We start from the raw sequence: 21,601 nt of genomic DNA, 5'->3' as shown, positions 1-21,601 counted from the left end.
AAAAACGGCCCATCTTGCGATGGGCCGTTTTTTTGAGGGCAATTTACACCGTAAATCGGCTCACTAGCTGGTACAACTCGTTGGCGCGACCATTGAGCTCATTACTGCCTTGGCGGTTTTCATTGGCCAGATCCGCAGATTGCGAGCTTTGGTCTGAAATCACCACGATGCGCTGCGATATCTCCTGACCGACAAGGCTCTGCTCTTCGGTCGCAGTCGCAATCAACGAGTTCATGTCCATAATGGTATCGATTGATTCCTGAATTTGGATCAACGCTTTGGTGGCCGCATTGGCTTCCTCAACAGTGGTTGAACCCCGTTTTTGGCTCGATTCCATCGCGCGTACGGCGTCATCGGAAGCGGCTTTCAGTTTTTCAATCATACTGTGAATTTCACCGGTGCTGTCTTGGGTACGACTGGCCAGTTTACGTACTTCGTCGGCTACCACCGCAAAGCCCCGACCTTGTTCGCCCGCACGCGCAGCCTCGATGGCGGCGTTCAAGGCCAACAAGTTGGTCTGCTCAGCGATGTCTTGAATCACTTCCAGCGATGAAGAGATATTCTGTACGTCGGCTTCTAGACGCGAAATCACCGACGCCGCTTGCATCACCTCTTCAGCCAGCGCTTCCACTGAGTTGGCGGCAGAGTTGACGATTTGACGCGCTTCTTTCGCGTTGTCGTCGGCTTCCTTGGCGGAGTTCGCCGCTTGGCTTGCGTTGTTGGAAATTTCAGACGCGGTTGTGGTCATTTCCGTCATCGCCGTTGCCACTTGTTCGGTCTCTTCACGTTGACCTGAAGCCAGTTCATCGACCTGCGTCGCTCGCTGAGTCATGTTATTGGTTTCAGCCAATACTTGCTGACCGACGTCGCTCACGCTGCGAATGATCTGTTGTAAGCTGGCAACGAACGCATTGAAGTTGGTACTGAGTTTTGCAAACTCAGGTACTTTGAATGCTTCCATACGTGCGGTGAGATCCGCTTCACCGCTGGCAAATGAGCTGATAGAGGCATCAAATTGTTCGATGGGTGACATGATGGTGCGGTTCACGGTGACAGCAAAAATCGCCACCAAAATGGCAATCACCAAGCAGAACAAGGCGATGGCAGACAAGGTGGTTTCGAGTGCTGAGGTGGTCGCCATCTCCATTTCAGCGATAATCGCATCGATGTCATCGGTGTAGAAACCCGTCCCGAGCATCAAATCCCACTGTGGGATAAAAATGGAAAAACTTAACTTCGGCAGTGCGACGGTGCCGCCTGGTTTAGGGAAGTAGTAGGTGGTGTAATCCCCGGTTTTGGCGTTTTTCAGCAAGTCTTGAACCAAATAGTTGCCTTGCTGATCTTGTAGATTGTAAAAGTTGTCGCCAATGCCTTTATCGCTTTTCCCGACCACAACACGGATACCTTTGGAGTCATAACCAAAGATATAGCCTGAATCACCAAATTCGAGCTGTTTCAAGGTTGGGATCGCTTCTTCAAGCGAAGCGCCTTGGTCAAGAAACGGCTGGATCGCAGATTGCGCCATCTGCACGTAGTTTTTCAGCTCGGCTTTTTTCATGTTCATCATGTTCTCACGAGTAACCTCAATCTGTGTTTGATTGAGTTCTGTGGTTTTGATGTACGTAAAGCTAAGCATGCCCAGTGCTATAACGATAAGGGGTACAAGCGCTAATATGTATAGGCGGCTTTTGATTGTTAGACTCATACAAAACTTCCTGTTTATTATCATGCGGTTATCTAATGTAACCTAGTCGTTGTCATACCTTGGTTGTTATGGAAGTAGTGTTGGTCAACCAAAGGTTTATGAGTTAAGAGTAGTCTATATATCGACAGCGCAATGTGACGCTGAATAGTTGTGTTACTGTTTTTTGAACAAATTGTGTGGAATATCACCGATTCTATCACTGGTAGGAGCAGTTCTATCTTGTTGTAAATGCTTGTGATCTCATATGAAATCACGGCGACAGTACAGCGGTGGTTCGGGGTGAAACAGTCGTGATTGAACGATAGCGCTAGGTCGGGCTGCCTCACTATGCTACACTCGCCGCCCCCAAGTGCCAGCAGAGAACCACACCATGAGCTTAAAGCAAGAGATCCAGCAACTTCACAACCGTTTAGACAGCGCTAATCGTAAACTTGATGCAGCAAAAAGCCGTCAAGACGATGAGATGATCAGTAAATTTACTGATGACGTGGAGTCTTTGACCAAGAAGTTGAACTCTCTAAAAGGTAAGCAGAAATACGACATGAACAAAGAGCGCAAAAGCTTGCTCGACATGCCGTTTTCTCGTGAAATTACCAAGGCTGAGCAAGCGGATCTCGGTAAGCTGAAAAAATCCGTTCGTGGCTTGGTGGTGGTACACCCGATGACAAAACTCGGCAAAGAGCTGCGTTTGGAAGTGATGACAGGCTTCGCACCGAAATCATTCTAGCACTGGGACAATTCCACAGTGCGCAATCCTGAGCTTCTGTGATATGAGGCTAGGCAGTGACAAGATGAAATGAAAAAGAGGTCGCCAATGTGGGCGACCTCTTTGCATTGGACGATAGGATCAGTAGCCCATCAATTGCAGCAGATTCTCTGCGGTTTTGACCGCTTCTTTGCGGTTGGCAATATTGAGCTTCTGATACAAGTTACGGATGTGGGTTTTGATGGTGGTGCCCGCCACATCGAGTTCTTGTGCAATTTGCTCATTACTAAAGCCCGAATAGATAAGTCCGAGCACTTGCCACTCACGTTGCGTCAATGGACTGGTGCGCACCAATTCAGGAATGTTCGGGTGATTGACCAACTTCTCGACAAACTCCTCATCAAAATGAACCGAACGGCTGCGCTGCGTGGTGGAAATATCTTTCAGCAGTTGCTGCGCGCGGTGACGTTCAAGGTCACCAAGCTCTTGTTTGGTGTTGAGTTTATTAAGGATGTGACCAATTTTGGCGCCATCCACCAAGAAGTTACCCAGCATTCCCGTTTGATTGGTGAGTTTTAGGGCTTCTTTGAGCAATTGACGCGCTTTCTCTTCATCTTGTTTGGAAATCGCCAATACCGCTTGGACAATCAGATTACGGTTGGTGTCGGTCAGCAAGTGCTTGTCTGCCGCTTCTTGCTGAATGAACTCGAGCGTTTGCTGCGCGTCTTCGTATTGCTCCAAATTGATCTGCGCTCGTGCAATATTACGCCATTGCAACTGAGTAAAGTGGTTGCAGGCGGTTTCTGGTCTCACGGCGGTATCGAGCCACTGCTTCGTTGAGTCAAGATCGCCGCGTGCTTGCCAAAACAGAATCAACGACAGTGATGCGTTTGCAGTCCAATCGACGTGATAGGTTGATTGTTTGAGTAGATGCAAAATATGGTCGATGTATTTCGCGGCTCGGTCGAGCTCGCCACGGCCAATTGCAATGCGAGCCAGCATCGAATAGCTATGTAAGTGCTTACTTGGGCTCTGTTTGCCCAGTACATCGATGCCTTTGAACGCGCAGTCTTCGGCTTCGTCCAAACGGTTCCAACACCAGAGGATTTGCGCGCGTACTCGCAGCAAAAATTCATGCATCGGTACTTGCTGCAGTTGTTGCTCTTCAATCAGTTTGAAGGCGTTATCTTGCACTTCGTACGCAGCTTGCACATAGCCTTGTGCTATCAAAATCTCGCTTTGCTGTAACATCGCCCACAGCGCCTGATGATAGACCTGATACTGGCGAGCCAGTTTCTCTGTTTGCTGCATCATAGGCAACGCGCGGCTGAGACGGCCAAGGACGTGATTGACCTCGCCGACGACCGAGGTTGCAACAATGCGGCTTCGATAGACCGTGCTGTCAACTTGGCTCAGTGCCAGCTCAGCCAGCTCCAACGCTTTTTCTGGTTGGTTCTGGTTGATGGCGACTTGCGCGCGCAGGGCGTTGAATTCACCTTGCTCTTTGCTGTTGAGTACTACGTTGAACTGGCGCATTTGCTCATCGGCTTTGGCAAGTAAGTCACCGACATCGTTGTAACGGTGCTGACTCTGCGCGAGCCACGCTTGCAACATACACAATTTCGGTTCGCTGTAGAGCTGCTCCGGCGATAACGAATCAATGGCCTGCTCTAGGGCTTTAAGTTCACCACCATTGAACATTTTCCAGCCAAACTGGCTCAAAATATCGGCGATCAGTTGGCTGTCTTTGGCTTCTTGCGCGTGTTTGAGTGCTTCATGGGGCGAGGATTGTTTGAGCCAAGCGCGCGCGGCGACTTGGTGCAGCTCTTGCTCTTTTTGCGGCATACGCGCTGAGCGCTCATGTGCAAGAAACTCGGCAAATAGATTGTGGAAGCGATACCAGTTTTGTTCACCTTCAAGCGGGTGGATAAACAGCCCATAGCGGTTGAGAGACTCAATCATACTGAGAGCGTCATCACGCTGAGTCAGCGCCGCCACCATGCTGTCGTTGAAGTGATCCAGCACCGAGCATTGCAGTAAGAACTGACGTGTCTCTTGGTCGAGCAGATCAAACACTTCTTCAACCAAATAATCCCACAGATGCGCGTGATTAAACTGCGAAAAAGACTCAGCCGATTGCGCCAACGTGCGATTTTGACCTTGCGCTTGAAGGGCGATCAACTGCAGGGCCGATGGCCAACCTTCGACGTAGTTGCGCAGGTTGTCTGCCGTGGCATCATCAATGCCATCGGCGATGCGCTGGTTGAAGAAACGGGTGGTCTCTTCGGTATCGAACGCCAGCAACTCGTCACCGATCTCAATCATCAGATCGCGCACACGTAAGTTGGCTGTGCCGAGTGGCGGCGCGGCGCGACTGGTGACGACTAATGTCAGGTTGTCGGGCATGTGCTTGAGGAAAAAGCGCATCGCCTCGTGGATCTCATCGTCAGAAATAAGGTGGTAGTCATCAAGGACCACATAACACTCGTTAAAATACTCGGACATCTCCGCAAATACTTCACTGAACAAGGAGTGAAGTGAGGAAAATTGACGCTTTTCGGCCAATTTCTGCGAATTCGGACAAGCCTGATTGGTCGCTTTGTTTAGGGCTTGCAGCAGGTAGTTCATGAAGCGGAACGGGTCATTATCGCTTTCATCGATGCTGTACCAGCCGACATTAGGTTTGTCGGCGAGCCACTGGGCGGCCATGGTGGTTTTACCGTATCCGGCAGGTGAGCGAAACAGCACCAGTTTGTAGCAGGGTGCTTGCTGAAGTAAATCAAGAACTCTTGGGCGTACGATGGCGTTGTGTAAACGGCCAGGACGCGTGAGTTTCGAAGGAATCCACATCTTCTCATCCTTATCTTATTGTCAGTGAACGTGTCAGCGAGCACGACGTCAAGATGGGTTGTTTTTTGTTCGATCTTTGTTGTTGAGTGGGATGTTACTTAAGAGTTGGTGGGATTGTTATGTGAGGAGAGCGACTTTTTCGCATATTTCACATTTTGTGCGTCTCTACGCCCTTGTTTTGTGATGTAAATCACATAAATCTATTCAGTAAAACTTGTCTCAACTCATTCTTTGCACGAAAAATAGTGTAATTTGCACTCAGGATGAAAACATTCTGTGATTCACGCTGCATATTTTTCATTTGCCAGTTTTTGATTTCGACGAAGTTTCATACACCTTAGGTAAGGTCGTTTAGGGTCATGGTGTGATCTTAATCAACAGAGTCCAGTTCACTCATCGGTTTATTGCGAGTTGGATCACTGCTTGTTGTGAATTACGCCCTCTACGCCCTGACTCCTCCTCCTAAATCGCTACCGAAGTAGGAGGATGTTTTGCAAGACAGAGCATTGCACGATATGTCTCAGATGGATTGAAACCGATAAGTGAGATTTCTCTAATGAAACCTACTCAACAGAAAAAATTTGATAAAGCCAGCTTTCAAGCTGACGTTAAAATGCACCTTTCTGCGACCTACGCGAAAACCGTAGACACCGCAACTCCGCGTGAATGGTACCTTGCTATGGGTAAAGCCCTGGCAGAGATCACAACGCTGGATCTTTTGAAAACCGAGCAAGACCCATGCATCAAGAACGCGAAAAGCGTCAACTACCTATCTCTTGAATTTCTTATCGGTCGTTTAACCGGTAACAACCTAATCAGCTTAGGTCTCTACGAGCAGATCACAGATGCAATGGCCGAACTGGGCCAAAACCTGACCGACTTGTTGGAAGAAGAGCGCGACCCGTCTCTGGGTAACGGTGGTCTAGGTCGTTTGGCGGCGTGTTTTATGGATTCTTGTGCAGCGCAAGAGTTCCCAACCGTTGGTTACGGTTTGCACTACGAATACGGTCTGTTCAAGCAATCTTTTGTTGACGGACGTCAGCAAGAAGCGCCGGATGCTTGGCGTGGTGTCGAAGGCTACCCGTGGGAAGTCGCGCGCCCAGAATTAGCGCAAGAAATTGGCTTCTACGGCCGCGTTGAAGTGAGTTACGAGAACGGCAAAGAAGTACGCAAATGGGTACCGGGCATGAGCGTGAAAGCGATGCCTTGGGACTTACCGATTGTCGGTTATGAATCTGACACGGTATACCCGCTGCGTTTGTGGGAATGTCAGGCGATTGCGCCATTCTCATTGGCAAGTTTCAACAACGGCGATTACTTCGAAGCGCAGCACGCGCTGATTGACGCCGGCAACATTACTAAAGTGCTGTACCCGAATGACAACCATGAGAAAGGCAAAACACTGCGTTTGATGCAGCAGTACTTCCACTCAGCAGCATCGGTACGTGACATTTTACGTCGTCACGAAGCAGCGGGTTTTGCACTTGCGGATCTTCCAAAGCAAGAAACAATTCAGCTTAACGATACTCACCCAACGATTGCTATCCCTGAATTGATGCGCATTTTGCTCGATGAAAAAGGGCTATCTTGGGATAAAGCGTGGGAAATCAGTTCGCAAACCTTCGCGTACACCAACCACACACTATTGCCAGAAGCATTGGAAACGTGGCCAGAGTCTTTGATTCAACGTCTGCTACCACGTCATATGGAGATCATTTTTGAGATCAACCATCGCTTCCTACAAGAAGTGCGCGCAATGTGGCCGGGTGATGGTGAGAAGCAAGCGAAACTGTCGATCATCGAAGAAGGCTTCAACCGTATGGTTCGCATGGCAAACCTGTGTGTGATCGGTTCTTACGCGGTGAACGGTGTAGCGGCGCTGCACTCAGAGTTGGTGAAAAAAGATCTCTTCCCAGAGTTCCACGCGATGTTCCCAACGCGTCTGCACAATGTGACCAATGGTATTACGCCTCGTCGTTGGCTGAAGTTCTGTAACCCAGGTTTATCCGCGCTGATCACTGACAAAATCGGCAGTGAATGGCCAGCGAAGCTTGAGCAGCTTGAAGGTATCGCGAAATACGCCGATGACGCCGAGTTCCAACAAGCGTTTATGGCGGTGAAGAAAGAGAACAAAGAGCGCTTGGCTAAGTGGGTATTAGACAACATGGGCATCGAGCTCGATACCAACGCGATTTTCGATGTGCAAATCAAACGTCTGCACGAGTACAAGCGTCAGCACCTTGATTTGCTGCACATCTTGTCTCTCTACCACCGCATCATTAATGAGCCGGGTTTTGAGTGTACGCCACGCGTCTGCTTCTTCGCGGCAAAAGCGGCGCCGGGTTACCACTTGGCGAAAGAGATCATCTTCGCAGTGAACAAGATTGCTGAGAAGATCAACAACGACCCACGCATTGGCAACAAGCTGAAAGTCGTCTTCATCCCTGACTATCGCGTGAGCATGGCAGAGATCATCATCCCAGCGGCGGACGTGTCTCAGCAAATTTCGTTGGCCGGTAAAGAAGCGTCCGGTACGGGTAACATGAAGATGGCACTCAACGGTGCGCTAACTATCGGTACTATGGATGGGGCAAACGTTGAAATCCGTGAAGAGGTCGGCGACGACAACATCTACATCTTCGGTCTTGAAGTCGACGAAGTGGTTGCACTGAAGAAAGCAGGCTACAACCCATACGATTACTACCACGCGGACCCACTGCTCAAAGCGTCACTGGATCTACTGGCGGGTGAAGAGTTCACGCCGGGTCAACCGGGCCTACTGCGCGCGACCTATGACAGCCTACTCGACGGCGGTGACCCGTACCTCTGTCTTGCGGACTTCGCGTCTTACGTGGAAGCGCACGAGGCGATGGGCAAACAGTACCTAGACCAAGCAGGCTGGGCGAAGAAAGCCATCTTGAACACGGCGCTGGTCGGTAAATTCACCTCCGACCGCTCGATTCGAGATTACGTCAATAATATTTGGAAGTTGGAAGCGGTTAAACGCTAAAGCGACTCAAAAAGCCAAGGCGTTCGCGCCTTGGCTCAATTCTTTATAACGATTTAATAACCCTACATTTGAAGGTATAAGCAGTCCTTCGGAGAGAGCGATGAAACATCACAATGCATTAAAACAAGTCGCTGAAATGGCTAGAATTGCCGACAGCTACGTGAGCGCGTGGGGAGATGAGGCAAAAGTGGAAGAGGCCACCATTCTCCACTTACTAAACTCTTTAGGCTATGACACAACCAACGACGAGACTCTTCTTAAGTCCGCAGAGCGTAAACACAAGAAAGATGTGTTGGACCCTGTGACCGTGGTGCGCGATGGCGACCCATTTGAAGTGGCTTTGAATCTAGGCGCGAGCGCACGTGAAAGTGAGTTCAGTTGGCGTTTGGATACTGAGCAAGGAGAGGTACTTGAAGGCTATCTTCAATCGCAAATCGTGCGAGATGAGCGCAGCGAGGGTGGCCCTTTAGTGTTTGCCTTACCGAACGACTTAGCGTGGGGGTACCATAAACTCACGATTGTTCGTAAGCGTCGTAAAGCCCCGTATGAGGCAACCTTAATTGTGACGCCAAGCGCGTGTTACAAGCAAGATTCGATTTTGTCGGGCAAGAAGATGTGGGGCCCGAGTGTTCAACTCTACACACTGCGTACCCAACACAACTGGGGAATGGGTGACTTTGGCGATCTAAAACAGCTGGTGGCCGATATCGCCTCGCGCGGTGGTGATTTTGTGGGTCTTAACCCTATTCACTCCTTGTTCCCAGCCAACCCTGAGGGGGCAAGTCCTTACAGCCCGTCCTCTCGCCGCTGGTTGAACATCCTATACATCGATGTGAGCTCGGTGCCTGAGTTTGCGCTCAGTGTTGAGGCGCAGCAGCAAGTGGGCAGTGCTCAGTTCCAGCAACGCCTACAAAAAGCGCGCGAGTCTCACTGGGTAAACTACAGCGAAGTCGCGGAGCTCAAACTGAGCGTGTTACCGCTGCTGTTTGCGGAATTTAAAAAGCGCCATCTCGATAAGAACACCGAGCGCGCTCAGCAGTTCTTATCGTTTGTCGAAGAGGGTGGAGACAGCCTACTTCACCAAGCCGCGTTTGATGCCTTGCACAGTGAACTGCACGCCAAAGACAGTAACGTCTGGGGCTGGCCGGTGTTCCCTGAGCAGTATCGCCACTTTGATAACAGCGCGGTGCAAACCTTCATCAAGCAGAATCAAGACAAAGTCCATTTGTACATGTATCTGCAATGGGTCGCGGACACACAGATTAACGAAGCGCAGGCTCTAGCAGAAGAAAAAGGCATGTCGGTGGGGCTATACCGCGACTTGGCGGTTGGTGTGGCCGATTCAGGTGCAGAAACCTGGGCCGACAATGGCAACCTGATCTTAGATGCCAGCATTGGTGCGCCGCCGGATGTACTAGGGCCGCTTGGTCAAAACTGGGGCTTACCACCGCTCAACCCACAAGTGTTGCAAGCAACGGGGTATGACGCTTACGTTAAGCTTCTGCGTGCCAATATGAAGCATTGTGGCGCTCTGCGTATTGACCACGTGCTTGGATTGCTGCGTCTATGGTGGATCCCTAAGGGTGAGAACGCAACGAAAGGGGCGTACATCTACTACCCTGTCCAAGATATGTTGGCGATCCTTGCGCTCGAATCACATCGTCATCAATGCAGTGTGATTGGTGAAGACTTAGGTACGGTGCCGGACGAAATCGTTGAGTTGCTGCGCGATGCGGGCGTGCACTCATACAAAGTATTCTTCTTCGAAACTTCAGAAGAGGATGGCGGCTTTATCTCACCTAAGCACTACGCTGAGCAGTCAATGTCTGCGTTGTGTACTCACGACATGCCGACGCTTCGCGGTTTCTGGCACTGTGATGATTTGAAACTGGGTAAAGAGTTGGGTTTGTATCCGAACGAAGCGCAGCTACAAGGTCTGTTTGCGGATCGTTTGGAGTGCAAACAAGGGATTTTGGACTCGGTCGCATGGCACGGTTATCTGCCTGAAGGCGTTGGTCGAGATGCGCAGTACGTACCGATGGATTCTTACCTAGCCGAAGCGTTGCAACTGCATGTCGCTGCGGGTTCTTCGACTTTGCTCAGCGTGCAGCTGGAAGATTGGTTAGAAATGGATAAGCCGGTTAACATCCCAGGAACCGTGAACGAATACCCGAACTGGCGTCGTAAATTATCAATGAATCTCGATGAAGTATTCGCCAATGATGGGGTAAACCGTATCGCTCGTAAACTTACGGAAGTACGTGCTAAGGTGAGTAAGTAAGGACTTGCTTAAGTTACGTAAAAAAGTATCGAATGCGTCACTCTATGTAAGGTAGCAATTCGGTAAACTTTCATTAAGCTATCTAAGCCCGCATTATTCCCGCGGGCTTTGTTTATATTAGTGGTACCCCCAGCTAATAATGGGATGATTGATACCAATGATACTTGCAGTCGGAAGGTTAGGTTAGGGAGAGAATAACTTGAAAAAAGTGACCAAGATTGACAAAAAAACACAAAAATATAACCAACTTTCTCACGCTCAATTTGCAGACCCATTTTCATTTCTAGGGCCTTTTATTGAGGATAAAACGTCAAGTTTGCGCGTTTGGATGCCGGGAGCCGATAAAGTCGAGTTAGTGATTGATGGTGAACCGCGCATTGAGTTGCAGCGAGAAGAAGATTCAGGCTTTGTATTAACCGAGGCCAAAGATTTGCGCTTTACCCACTACCAACTCGTGGTTGATTGGCAGGGGACAGAGCAATGGGTGGATGATCCATACCAATATCACACCATTTACGCAGAATACGAAGAACTGCATACCCCCAAGCAGATGTATCACCACATGGGCGCGCAGTTTGTCACCTTAGAGCGTGACGGCAAGTCCATCTCAGGGACGCGTTTTCTTGTTTATGCACCGCACGCATCTGCGTGCAGTTTGGTCGGTGAGTTCAACCAGTGGGATGGCCGCCGTCATCCTATGCAGCGCTTAGATTACGGTATTTGGGGCTTGTTTGTGCCTAATCTACCTGAAGGCACCAGCTACAAGTTTGAACTCAAAGGGCCCAATGGCGAAGGCTTACCGCACAAAGCCGACCCGTGGGGCGCGTACGCAGAGCAATACCCCTCTTTTGCCTCCGTCACCTACGATCACTCTCGCTATCAGTGGCAAGACAGTGAGTGGCAGCAGCGCCCTGTCACGCAAAAACGCAATGAAGCGCTGTCATTTTATGAGTTGCATGCCGGTTCTTGGCGCCGAGATGACAACGGTGATTTCCTTAATTACCGAGAACTCGCCGATCAGCTAGTTCCTTACCTTGTTGATATGGGTTACACCCACGTTGAATTGATGCCCGTCTCTGAGCACCCATTCTATGGCTCTTGGGGTTATCAACCGGTCGGTCTGTTTGCGCCAACCAGCCGTTTTGGCTCGCCCGATGATTTCAAATATTTTGTTGAGCAGTGTCACCTTGCAGGTCTAGGTGTGGTGCTTGACTGGGTGCCCGCCCATTTCCCTTCTGACGATCATGGTCTGGCGAATTTTGATGGTACGCCTCTTTACCACGATCCAGATCCGCGTCGCGGTTGGCACCAAGATTGGAACTCGTTCATTTACGATTTGGGTCGCGAGCATGTCCGTCGTTTCTTGGTCTCCAACGCCTTGTACTGGTTTGAGCAATTCCATATTGATGGTATCCGCGTTGATGCGGTAGCCTCGATGCTTTACCTCGATTATTCGCGCAGTCACGATCAGTGGATTCCGAACGTCGATGGTGGCAACGAAAACTACGATGCTATCGCGACCCTGAAATGGATGAACGAAGAAGTCTACAAACACTTCCCGAACGCCATGACCATCGCGGAAGAGTCGACGGCGTTTCCGGGCGTCTCAGCACCGACCTTTATGGGTGGACTCGGCTTTGGTTTTAAGTGGAATATGGGTTGGATGCACGATTCGCTCTCTTACATTCAACAAGACCCTGTGCACCGCAAATACCATCACAACACCATTACCTTCCCGTTGATTTACGCGCACAGTGAAAACTACGTGCTGTCACTGTCTCACGACGAGGTCGTGTACGGCAAAGGTTCAATCCATAACAAAATGCCCGGTGATGAGTGGCAGCAAACCGCAAACCTGCGTGCCTACCTAGGCTACATGTACGGTCAGCCTGGAAAGAAACTCAACTTTATGGGCGCAGAGTTTGGTCAGACCGGTGAGTGGAATCATGATGATCAACTGCAATGGTTCTTGCTCGATTTTGAGCGCCATCAAGGAGTACAAGCTCTCACGCGTGACCTCAACTTGCTTTACAAGCATGAAGCGGCGATGCATGAGTGGGATTGTGAGCCAAAAGGATTTGAATGGCGCTTGCAAGATGCGGCGGACGCCTCCATTTTGGCGCACGAACGCTTAAGCGAAAACGGCGAGCGAATCTTGGTGGTGATGAACTTTACACCAGTGCCGCATGAGCGATTCCGTTTGGGCGTACCAATCAAGGGTGAGTATGCGTTGTTGCTCAACACCGACGATGATAAGTACCATGGAAGTGGTTTTGAGGTGAAAAGCAAAGTGAAGACAGAGAAGGTCAGCAGCGAAGGGTTGGATCACTCACTTCTTCTAAGTTTGCCGCCGCTTTCGACGGTGTTCTACAAACTGCAGTAACGTCGATAAACGGTGATTCGTTGAATTCACCGCCATTCCTGTTATTGATCTTGCCCGCCTTTGTGGCGGGCTTTTTGCCGTTTATGAGGCGGGATGCGATTCTTGTGTGGCGAGAATCAACTGCGCAACATGACTTGGCAAGGTGGCCTTGGTGTTGTGTTTGAAGTCGAACATGACGCAGGTGGCGCGTCCGGTGGTGGTAATTTTACCCAGTTTTTTGCTCACGATTTGGTATTCCATCGTAAAGCGGTCTTGTTGGAGGTCGATGACGCGCGAGCCTACCAACAGTGTGTCCGGGTAAGTGACGGGCAGTTTATAGCGACACTGTGTCTCACTCAGTACGGGCCCAACCTGGGTTTTTTGGATGTTCACGAGCAAGTCAATCTTGGCAAAATACTCCAATCGCGCTGTTTCAAAGTAGCGAAAATAGACCGCATTGTTGACGTGTTGCAAGGCATCCATCTCTCCCCATGCGACGGGAATTTCAGTGATGACAGGAAAATCGTTCAACAGATCACTCATAGGGTTCTCTTAATTTTTATTGTGGATGGAGTAAATATTCTAGAACTTCAGCGTCGGGTTGTTTTTATTTTGTTATTTATTTGTGATCTTAGATGGTTAAATCATGTTCCAGTTTTACTTCAAAGGTGCGAAAGAGTAAGTTAATGGAATGTTAACCAGAAGAGGTGCGTAGCATGGCGGTACTTGATGGTTTCAACTTAGCGCGATTAGAACGTCGGACTGACTGGACGCCGAACGTATTTAGCTTACGATTAACCGGCGCCCCCCTGACCTTCAAGGCTGGGCAGTTTACTAAATTGGGACTGCTTGATGACGAAGGCAACATGATTTCGCGCGCCTACTCATTGGTGAATGCACCGCTCAATACCAGTGATATGCTGGAGTTCTTAATCGTCGCGCATCCAGAAGGTAAACTGACGCCGAAACTGCAACAGCTGCAAACCGGTGATGGTGTCTACGTGGGCAAAGAGGCCTATGGCGACCTGACGTTTGACATCATACCCAAACAGGCTCAAAACCTTTGGCTGCTCTCGACAGGTACCGGCATTGGACCGTTTCTCTCTCTGTTGGATGACATGAATTTTCGCCCCAATTGTGATGAGATTGTGCTGGTTCATGCGGTGCGTCATGAGAAAGAGTTGGTCTATCGCTACTTGATTGATCAATTGGTACAGCAATACGAAGGGCGTCTGCGCTACTTGCCGGTCGTATCAAGAGACCCTGACACCACACATCTTAGCGGCCGAATTCCTCAATTGCTGCAAAGTGGTGCGCTGCTCCGCAGTGCGGATGTTTGTTTGGCGCCCGAACAGAGTTTTGTGATGCTGTGTGGTAATCCTGAAATGATTAAAGATACTCAACAAACGCTGGTGGAGATGGGGCTGAATAAGTATCGACGCGCCACGGGTGGCAACATCATCTTCGAGCGGTATTGGTAGCAACGCAGGTAAGTATAAACAGCAGAATAAGGATAAAGAAAGCCGAGCGGCAGAAAACTGCGCTCGGCTTTCGATGTTTAGGCAGTGTAATACGCGAAGGTTTACTGCGTACGATACTGCTTGAGAATGCTTGCCAGTGATGACGACGCTTTGGTCAGGTTTGCGACGCCCATTGAGCTTTGCTCTGCGACACTACGAATGGTATTCGATTGGGTGCGAATATCACTGAGCTCTGAGGCGATGTCGTTCGCCACGGCGCTTTGCTCTTCTGCTGAGGTCGAGATCTGAATACTCATATCCATGAGAGAGCGGGCTGAGTCGGCGATGGATTGGACATCGCTGCCTAGTTCGGCAATCAAATCGCTGCTAGTTTTAGCTTGGGCAACGGTTTGCTCAGTAATATTGGCGATGTTGTGGCTTTCTGATTGCAGCTTCTCAATCATTGATTGAATTTCAACGGTCGCCGCTTGAGTACGACTGGCGAGTGTCCGAACTTCATCGGCCACTACCGCAAAGCCGCGACCTTGTTCACCGGCACGCGCCGCTTCGATCGCCGCGTTGAGCGCGAGGAGGTTGGTCTGCTCAGAAATGGCATTGATGGTGGTGATCACCTCATTAATCTGTGTGGTGTTCTCATTCAGGCTAGATACAGAAGAAGACGCTTGCTCAATGTAGCTAGAAAGCTTGTCGATCTCTTGAATCGCAGACAAGACACGCTTGTGGCTGCCATCAATGTGTTGGGTATCGTTCTCAGTTTGCGACGTCGCCTGCTGAGAAATGTTCGACACCTCTTTCGCTGATGCCGTCATCTCTTCCATCGCGGTCGCCACCGAATCAAGTGAGGCATACTGGCTTGAAATTTGTGACTCGCTCAATTTCATTTCTTGCTCGAAGGAGGCAGAGGTTTCACTGAGAGTGGTCGCATTTTCTTTCACCGTTACCACGAGTTCAGTCAGGGTATCCATGGCTTTATCCAGCGCGCAGCCAATGGTACCGAATTCATCACGACCAGGGTGGAAGCCTAAGCGCGACGTTAAATCGCCTTCACCGATACGCTCGGTAGTGGTATAGAGCACCCAAAGCGCGCCACCAATAAACGTAGCGACCCAATAGCTGAACAGCGCAAACGGGATGACCCAAAGGTAGCTCAGTGCGAAACTGGTCAGTGCGGCAGATTTGCCTTGCTCAAGGCTTTGAGTGGCATTGACCGTCAGTTGATAGTGGCTGCCATCCGCGGATCGCGCGGTGACCTTCACGACACCATTATTTAGGCTAGCAGGCGCTATCGAAGTCGATTTAGACACATTTTTCTGTGCACTAATGCTCTCAGGGGTGCCCGCAGCGAGTATCCCGGCCAATCTTTGCTCCGCGGCGTAGATGGCGTTGTGCTCTAGCGCGTCAACCGTCGCGTAGTAACGTCCACCTGCAATCGCAGTTAAGGCAACAAGAAAAATGGCGAAAATCGTCCACATCTTGTCGTTGATAGACATTTTGATGAAAAGTCTATCAATGGTTCTAAAATCAACTTCTTTCATTCGTGACTTCCTATTCTTGTTCGTCGCACGGTTTGCTCTGCTACTACCTAGCCACCCGGTGGTGAGTGGGTTACCACTGCATCGGCAAATCCATGTAAATAATAAGCAATGAACTTATATTTATGTGAGTATCATCGCGTATTTTTGAAAAATGTTTAGTGAACTTTTCGTTTATTGAGACTTGGATCCCTATTTATCACAGCAAGCAATTCATCACTGCGAGTGTTGGTCGATTGCGAACGATAGACGTCGTGTCTCTGGCTCTAAACTTGCTTTATCTGTGCTTATGTCGATAGGTCTTCGGCATCAGGATAAAAACACACGATTGAAGTGAGTAGGAACGTCAATGAAAATAATGATAGGTCAGTTGGAGCACGAATCGGTTATCACCTTGCTTGCCCAACATCTTGAGGATATGAACGCGACATCGCCGCCAGACAGCGTTCACGCATTGGATGTGAGCCGCTTGCGGTCGCCAGAAGTGACCTTTTGGACGGCTTGGCACGGAGACGTTTTGCTCGGCTGTGCAGCATTGAAACAGCTTGATGACACACACGGTGAGCTGAAATCGATGCGCACGAGCGATCAAGCTCGCAAACAGGGCGTCGCGTCTCGTTTATTGGTGCACGTACTGGATTACTCGCGTGACATTGGGTTGCATCGCGTCAGTTTAGAGACTGGATCCATGGCGTTTTTTGAGCCCGCTCGCCGCTTATATGAGAAGTTTGGTTTTCACTATTGCGAACCGTTTGCTGAGTATACCCCCGATCCGAATAGCCGCTTTATGACTTTAACCCTATGATGTTATGTCTATGGGATAGGTGTCATGGCAACTTATGTCCCGCCGTCATTTGGCGGCGAGATCTTGATCTAAGGTCCTTTTTTTTCAGCAAGGAGAGGGGTGAAAAATGAGTCACCAACATGGTGCCACTTAGCACTAAACCAGTGCCGAATACGGTAGACCAGCCGACAGGCTCATCGAGAATCAACGCGCCCCACAAAATCCCGAATACCGGAATAAGAAAAGTGACCGAGAGGGCAGAGGTCGCACCCTCGTCGGCAACCAGGCGAAAGTAGAGTAGGTACGCCGCCCCAGTACAGACGACGCCTAACGCCACCACCGACACCATCTCAACTTCCGTCGGTGCACCGCGCATCGGGATGAAAGGCAGCAAAGGTAGTATCCAGATCACCGCAGCCCACATGTTGCCATGTGCATTGTCGAAGGAGGCGACGTTTGGCGCCGATTTGGTGTAGTTGGTGGCGATCCCATAGCTGAACGCCGCCATCAGTGCGGCCATAATGGGTAAACGCGCTTGTGTACCAATCTGAATTGCGTCAACGCCGACCAACACGGTTACGCCTAAGATGCCAAGTGCCATGCCTAGAACTACACGTTTGGTCAGCGGTGCTTTATGCCAGACCACACCAATAAGCGCGCCCCAAATGACAGCGGTTGAGTTGAGAACAGAAAGCGTCGAGGCATTGAGCGTTTGTGCTGAATAGGCAAACAGTAGAAACGGTAACGCGGTATTAAACAGGCCAATGATCATAAAGTGATGAAAGTATTGGCGAAAGGGCAGAGAACGCTTGAGAGAATAAGAGACCAACAATAAGCTCAGCGCCGCAAAGCCGACGCGGCATTCAATCAAATAGGCGGGGCCAAACGTATTGGCCGCAATGCGCATAAAAAGAAATGAGCCACCCCAAATAGCAGCAAGCATCATTAGACGGATAAAACTGGCACAACTCATTGTCGATTCCTTCCATTGGTCAACTCAATGTGACGCAAGTGACTGAATAAGGCAATGAAATAATGAATGCAGGTTCCGATTCTGGCCAATTCTATCGACACGGGAAGAAATACTATTAGGTGAGGCGCTAAGGTTACTATATGCTCAGAGAGTGATCGCAGTATGACAAAGAGACTCCCCACTATGAACCTCATCGTAAACATTCAAAAAGGCGTAAAAAAGCAAGGCTTTGAGATGGCCACTCGCCAAGCATGGAAATGTGGCGTGAAAGCAAACTTGGTTAAGCGAGTGATTGGTATTGCGAAGGGGCAGGTGGTGTGTGTGATTGAGGGCGTAAGACCGGAACTTTCGACGCCGTTAAACAATCCACTGCATGAAGAAGAAAAACAAGGCCGCTACGTGTTTGTCGGCGGCATAGTATGGGAACCCAATGATCTGTTGGCACCAGGCTTTCCAGAGTTTATGTTCATGCATCTTAGAAACAGCGGTAGTCGACATAAATACATGACAGACGATGAGCTATTTCTCAATATTGCCTAGCGATGTCTACACGTCGCTTTTAATGACGGACAGAGCAAAAAATTCAGGGGCCAATTGGCCCCTGAATCGTTATTGACGGTTAGTGATCGAGATAGAGGTAGTTTTGCCAACTCTTCATGCGAATCAAAACCTTCCGCATAATAGACACGTGCTCAAATCGATCCGAGTAGACCGCAACTTCGACAGCGGTACCCAGTGGCAGATGGTAATCCGATAAATCATCGGTAATACGCAGGGTGACAAACACACGGCCGCTGGTGCGCAGTGCATCTGTCCCTAGTAGGGCGCCACGCGCTTGGAACTGGCTTTCACCAATCGCTGGTAGCACATCCACCACTTCCCCTTTAAACACTTTGCCCGGTAAGGCGCGGAAGAGAAACTCGGCTTCGTATCCAGGCTCTAAACGTTGCAACGAGTTCTGGCGAAATGCCGCGGTGTAGATGATCTCTTCGGTATGGACAAACGTCATCACGGGCGCCAGCGGAAGCGGCACAGCCATGACCCCAGGGCGCAGAGCCAATTGAGTGGCAAAACCATCAGTTGGCGCACGCACGACTGTTTGCTCTAAGTTAAATTCGGCTTGGCGAAGTTCGGCTAACAAGCGCGCAACTGTGGTGTTCTCACCACCGATCTCTGAATCGAGCGAGATTTGAGCTTGCTGAACGTTTGCTTCGGCGGCAGCGACAGCAGCTTGTGCGGCTTTAAACGCTTGGCGACGGGTATCGAGTTGTTGCTCGGTGAACGCGCCTCTGTCAAACCCACGTTGATAACGGCTAAACTCGCGCTCCGCTTTATCTCGATCAGCAATGGCTCGTTCTCTGTCTGCCACGGCTTCTTGAAGATTGGATTCAAGACCCAATGCGTCTTGGCTCGCTTCTTTGATCTGCGCTTTTATCTTGTCGACTTCGGCTTGGTAAGGGATGGGATCAATGCGGAACAGGACATCCCCTTGTTTCAATGGCTCGTTTGGCTCTACTGGAACGTCAATGACTCGACCGCGTACACCGGAAACAATCGGCGTGCTAGAGAAAACTTGGTTACCAATTTGGGTAAACGGGTGGTTGTAGTTCATCAACAAGATCAAGGTGCCAATCAGTACCACGCCGCCTAATACCGCTGTCGGTACAGTCCACTTGTTCAACGGAATTTTGAAGACTTTGAAGATGGTAATACAAATGGCCGCGTAGGTTAATATCAGTAAGAGATCCATTAGCTACGCTCCTCATCCGTTGATGCGACTGGGTCAGATTGTTGTTTTTTCAGCTCAGCCACTTCTTTTTGCAGTTGACTGACTTGGTCGATCAGCGCATCGACGCGGTGGTGCATATCATGCTGTTCGGCTTCCAATTTCTGAAAACCCCAACCACGTTCTTTGCGCCACAGCGTGGCCCAAATCCATAGAAATGGCCACAACGCATGGAGTGTGAATAGGCTCACCCAACCCGCGTAGTGAATCGCATCTTGATGGGGATGTTCGCGCTCTTTGGCAATTTCGTAGGGAATGTCATGAATGACGATGATGCCGTAGAAAATCACTAAGGCAACAAAGACGAGTAGACCAAGTGCGAAGTAGTCTAAAAACATGGCAACGTCCTTATCTCTTTATTAATGAAAACAATCCATACAGGGTACTGTCAGTTATCTACAAAGTATAGAAATAAAAACAACAAATTAGATGCAAACTCGCTCACGATTATTAACATCAGAATATTCAGACAAAAAGAGCAGAGCAAGAGGATGGACTGCGCGAACAAGGCCGTGGTAGTGCCGCTATTCGCGCTGAAGAGAGTTATTCGGTGCAGACTTGGTTTCGGCCGTTGGCTTTAGCGCGGTAGAGCGCTTTATCAGCTCGGTAGAAGGTACGCTGCGTGTTTTCCCCTTCTCGGTGCAAAGTAATGCCGATACTGACGGTGAGGCCACGCTCTCCGAGGATTTCATGCCAGCCAAACTGGTAGATTTTTTCGCGGTAATTTTCGGCATGCAGGGCAGCTTGTTCAAGGGAAGCGTTTTCCAGAATCACCAAAAACTCCTCGCCACCAAATCGCACACAGGAGGCGCCACGAAACTTAAAGTAGGCCGCCAGTTCGTGAGACACATTGACGATCGCTTTGTCACCGACTAGGTGACTGAGCTCATCATTGATGGACTTAAAGTGATCGATATCGACGACTAACAGGGCAAAGGGGGTTTCGTGTAATAGCAGATCTTTCAGCTTAACGTCGAGCCAGCGACGGTTGTGCAAGGAGGTGAGCGGATCGGTAAACACGTCTTGCTGAAGCTGAGCCACAGTGTGTTTTTGGCTCTCAGTGGTCTCTTTGAGCTCTCGATTCTCAAGCTCAGAGAGGATCAGTTTGAGCTGCAATTCAAAGCGTGACAATTTGCGCAGTTGACTCGCGCCCAACTCACCAATAGGGATTTTTTTCATCAAATCGCTTTCGATGCGATACGCGCGTTTTTGAAATTCGAGGGCGCGTTTAAAGTCGCCTTGCTGCTCGGAAACATGAGCCATCGAGTTGGATAGCTTAAGGTTTAATAACGGTGAGGGTTGACGCTCGATACGGCGATGCGCTTGGTGCAGTACCCAACTGGCCAAGTGGCCTTTGCCAAAGTCATTGAGGCAACAAGCAAGCTCGATTTTGATCATGGTAGAGAGCCAGGCGGAGTGAATGTTGCCTGCTGAGTATTGCACGTCGCCCAGTGATTTAAGCGCCAATTCTGCTTCGTCGCTTTGTCTATACAGCTTAGCTTGATAGAGCAAAATCTGCCCCGCCAACACTTTGTCGCTGACCAAGATACTGAGCTCTTCACACTCTTTGATCAAATCGGTGGCAGCGGTGAGACGGTTGAGCTCGATATAGCAAGCCAGCATATAGAGCTTATAGCGCAATCGTAGCGAGCGACTTTGGATCGCATGGTCAATACTGTCGATTTTTTGGTAGTAGCGCAGCGCGCGATTGTGATCGCCATAGGCATCACACAGATTACCCATCCCCAATACCGCGAGTACGTACGCATCAATGTTACTGCTCTCTACTGCGATCGTTGTGGCACTGGCGTATTGGTTTAACGCGCCATAGTAATCGCCGTTTTCGACCAAACGCTCAGCCAAATTATTGCGCACTTCGAGCACCATCTCGGCATCTTTGGGCAGAGCGAGAAACTTCAGCGAGGTTTGCAGCTCATCAATACTCGCCTGCAATTGCTTGAGCTCGCTGCGGTATTCGGCGCTAATGAATAAGGCCTGGGCTTTTTCTTGGGGTGTGGTGGCGATATGTCGGCGAACGTGGTCCCAAAAAATCAGCGCTTCTTCGCCAGAGACGGAGGAGGGATCAAGGCCAGAATCTGAAATTTTATTGAGGAGTCTTTCCATGCTGTTT

General features: G+C 49.8%; 15 protein-coding genes. 7 read left to right on the top strand and 8 right to left on the bottom strand.

Features of this window, described 5'->3' with window-relative positions:
- Nucleotides 1–43 precede the first annotated feature (43 nt).
- A complete protein-coding gene (locus AC6R1A_RS06065; protein ID WP_500632399.1) occupies nt 44–1,705 on the bottom strand; it encodes a methyl-accepting chemotaxis protein in 1,662 nt (553 codons plus the stop codon).
- Nucleotides 1,706–2,075: 370 nt separating this feature from the next.
- Between AC6R1A_RS06065 and AC6R1A_RS06060 the strand changes: the two genes are divergently transcribed.
- Nucleotides 2,076–2,432, top strand: coding sequence for a YibL family ribosome-associated protein (locus tag AC6R1A_RS06060; RefSeq protein WP_334552909.1), 357 nt, complete (start codon nt 2,076–2,078; stop codon nt 2,430–2,432).
- Nucleotides 2,433–2,552: 120 nt separating this feature from the next.
- Here the strand turns inward: AC6R1A_RS06060 and malT are convergent, their stop codons facing one another.
- A complete protein-coding gene (malT, locus tag AC6R1A_RS06055) occupies nt 2,553–5,261 on the bottom strand; it encodes an HTH-type transcriptional regulator MalT (RefSeq protein ID WP_500630250.1) in 2,709 nt (902 codons plus the stop codon).
- A gap of 556 nt (nt 5,262–5,817) precedes the next feature.
- Between malT and AC6R1A_RS06050 the strand changes: the two genes are divergently transcribed.
- From AC6R1A_RS06050 to glgB, 3 genes are all read left to right on the top strand, one after another.
- Nucleotides 5,818–8,271 (top strand): glycogen/starch/alpha-glucan phosphorylase, encoded by a 2,454-nt coding sequence (locus AC6R1A_RS06050; protein WP_500632400.1) that lies wholly within the window; start codon nt 5,818–5,820, stop codon nt 8,269–8,271.
- A 100-nt stretch (nt 8,272–8,371) separates the two neighbouring features.
- Entirely contained in the window at nt 8,372–10,552 is a 2,181-nt protein-coding gene (gene malQ, locus AC6R1A_RS06045) for a 4-alpha-glucanotransferase (protein WP_500626223.1), read from the top strand.
- A 199-nt stretch (nt 10,553–10,751) separates the two neighbouring features.
- Nucleotides 10,752–12,935 carry a 1,4-alpha-glucan branching protein GlgB gene (gene glgB / locus AC6R1A_RS06040; RefSeq protein WP_500632401.1) on the top strand — a complete coding sequence of 728 codons (2,184 nt, stop codon included), beginning with the start codon at nt 10,752–10,754 and terminating at the stop codon, nt 12,933–12,935.
- 81 nt (nt 12,936–13,016) lie between these two features.
- Here the strand turns inward: glgB and AC6R1A_RS06035 are convergent, their stop codons facing one another.
- Nucleotides 13,017–13,457 (bottom strand): acyl-CoA thioesterase, encoded by a 441-nt coding sequence (locus tag AC6R1A_RS06035; protein WP_500632402.1) that lies wholly within the window; start codon nt 13,455–13,457, stop codon nt 13,017–13,019.
- Nucleotides 13,458–13,630: 173 nt separating this feature from the next.
- Here AC6R1A_RS06035 and AC6R1A_RS06030 point away from each other — a divergent pair, with 173 nt between their 5' ends.
- Entirely contained in the window at nt 13,631–14,395 is a 765-nt protein-coding gene (locus tag AC6R1A_RS06030; RefSeq protein WP_500632403.1) for a ferredoxin--NADP reductase, read from the top strand.
- Between the two features lie 101 nt (nt 14,396–14,496).
- Here the strand turns inward: AC6R1A_RS06030 and AC6R1A_RS06025 are convergent, their stop codons facing one another.
- Nucleotides 14,497–15,930, bottom strand: coding sequence for a methyl-accepting chemotaxis protein (locus AC6R1A_RS06025; protein WP_500632404.1), 1,434 nt, complete (start codon nt 15,928–15,930; stop codon nt 14,497–14,499).
- 346 nt (nt 15,931–16,276) lie between these two features.
- Here AC6R1A_RS06025 and AC6R1A_RS06020 point away from each other — a divergent pair, with 346 nt between their 5' ends.
- The gene (locus tag AC6R1A_RS06020) at nt 16,277–16,732 is read left to right on the top strand and encodes a GNAT family N-acetyltransferase (RefSeq protein WP_500626218.1); all 456 of its coding nucleotides are present in this window, start codon (nt 16,277–16,279) and stop codon (nt 16,730–16,732) included.
- A 22-nt stretch (nt 16,733–16,754) separates the two neighbouring features.
- On the opposite strand, the gene AC6R1A_RS06015 is transcribed toward AC6R1A_RS06020, so the two are convergent.
- Nucleotides 16,755–17,684, bottom strand: a complete 930-nt coding sequence (locus AC6R1A_RS06015) for a DMT family transporter (RefSeq protein WP_500632405.1) — start codon at nt 17,682–17,684, stop codon at nt 16,755–16,757.
- 183 nt (nt 17,685–17,867) lie between these two features.
- On the opposite strand from AC6R1A_RS06015, the gene AC6R1A_RS06010 reads away from it, so the two are divergent.
- Nucleotides 17,868–18,224, top strand: a complete 357-nt coding sequence (locus AC6R1A_RS06010) for an acyl-CoA synthetase (RefSeq protein ID WP_334552893.1) — start codon at nt 17,868–17,870, stop codon at nt 18,222–18,224.
- A 79-nt stretch (nt 18,225–18,303) separates the two neighbouring features.
- Here the strand turns inward: AC6R1A_RS06010 and AC6R1A_RS06005 are convergent, their stop codons facing one another.
- The 3 genes from AC6R1A_RS06005 to AC6R1A_RS05995 all read right to left on the bottom strand — a co-directional run bounded on the left by AC6R1A_RS06005 (nt 18,304) and on the right by AC6R1A_RS05995 (nt 21,594).
- Nucleotides 18,304–19,434 carry an HlyD family secretion protein gene (locus AC6R1A_RS06005; RefSeq protein ID WP_334552891.1) on the bottom strand — a complete coding sequence of 377 codons (1,131 nt, stop codon included), beginning with the start codon at nt 19,432–19,434 and terminating at the stop codon, nt 18,304–18,306.
- Complete coding sequence (locus AC6R1A_RS06000; RefSeq protein ID WP_334552889.1) at nt 19,434–19,808, bottom strand: DUF3302 domain-containing protein; 375 nt, start codon at nt 19,806–19,808, stop codon at nt 19,434–19,436. The genes AC6R1A_RS06005 and AC6R1A_RS06000 overlap by 1 nt, the downstream gene beginning before the upstream one ends.
- A 205-nt stretch (nt 19,809–20,013) precedes the next feature.
- Nucleotides 20,014–21,594, bottom strand: coding sequence for a diguanylate cyclase (locus AC6R1A_RS05995; protein ID WP_500632406.1), 1,581 nt, complete (start codon nt 21,592–21,594; stop codon nt 20,014–20,016).
- Nucleotides 21,595–21,601: the final 7 nt, after the last annotated feature.

This window comes from Vibrio sp. R10-SG3-ISO3, from assembly GCF_059834225.1.
The sequence above is the reverse complement of the archived record's forward strand: the minus strand, read 5'-3'. Positions and strand labels throughout refer to the sequence as shown.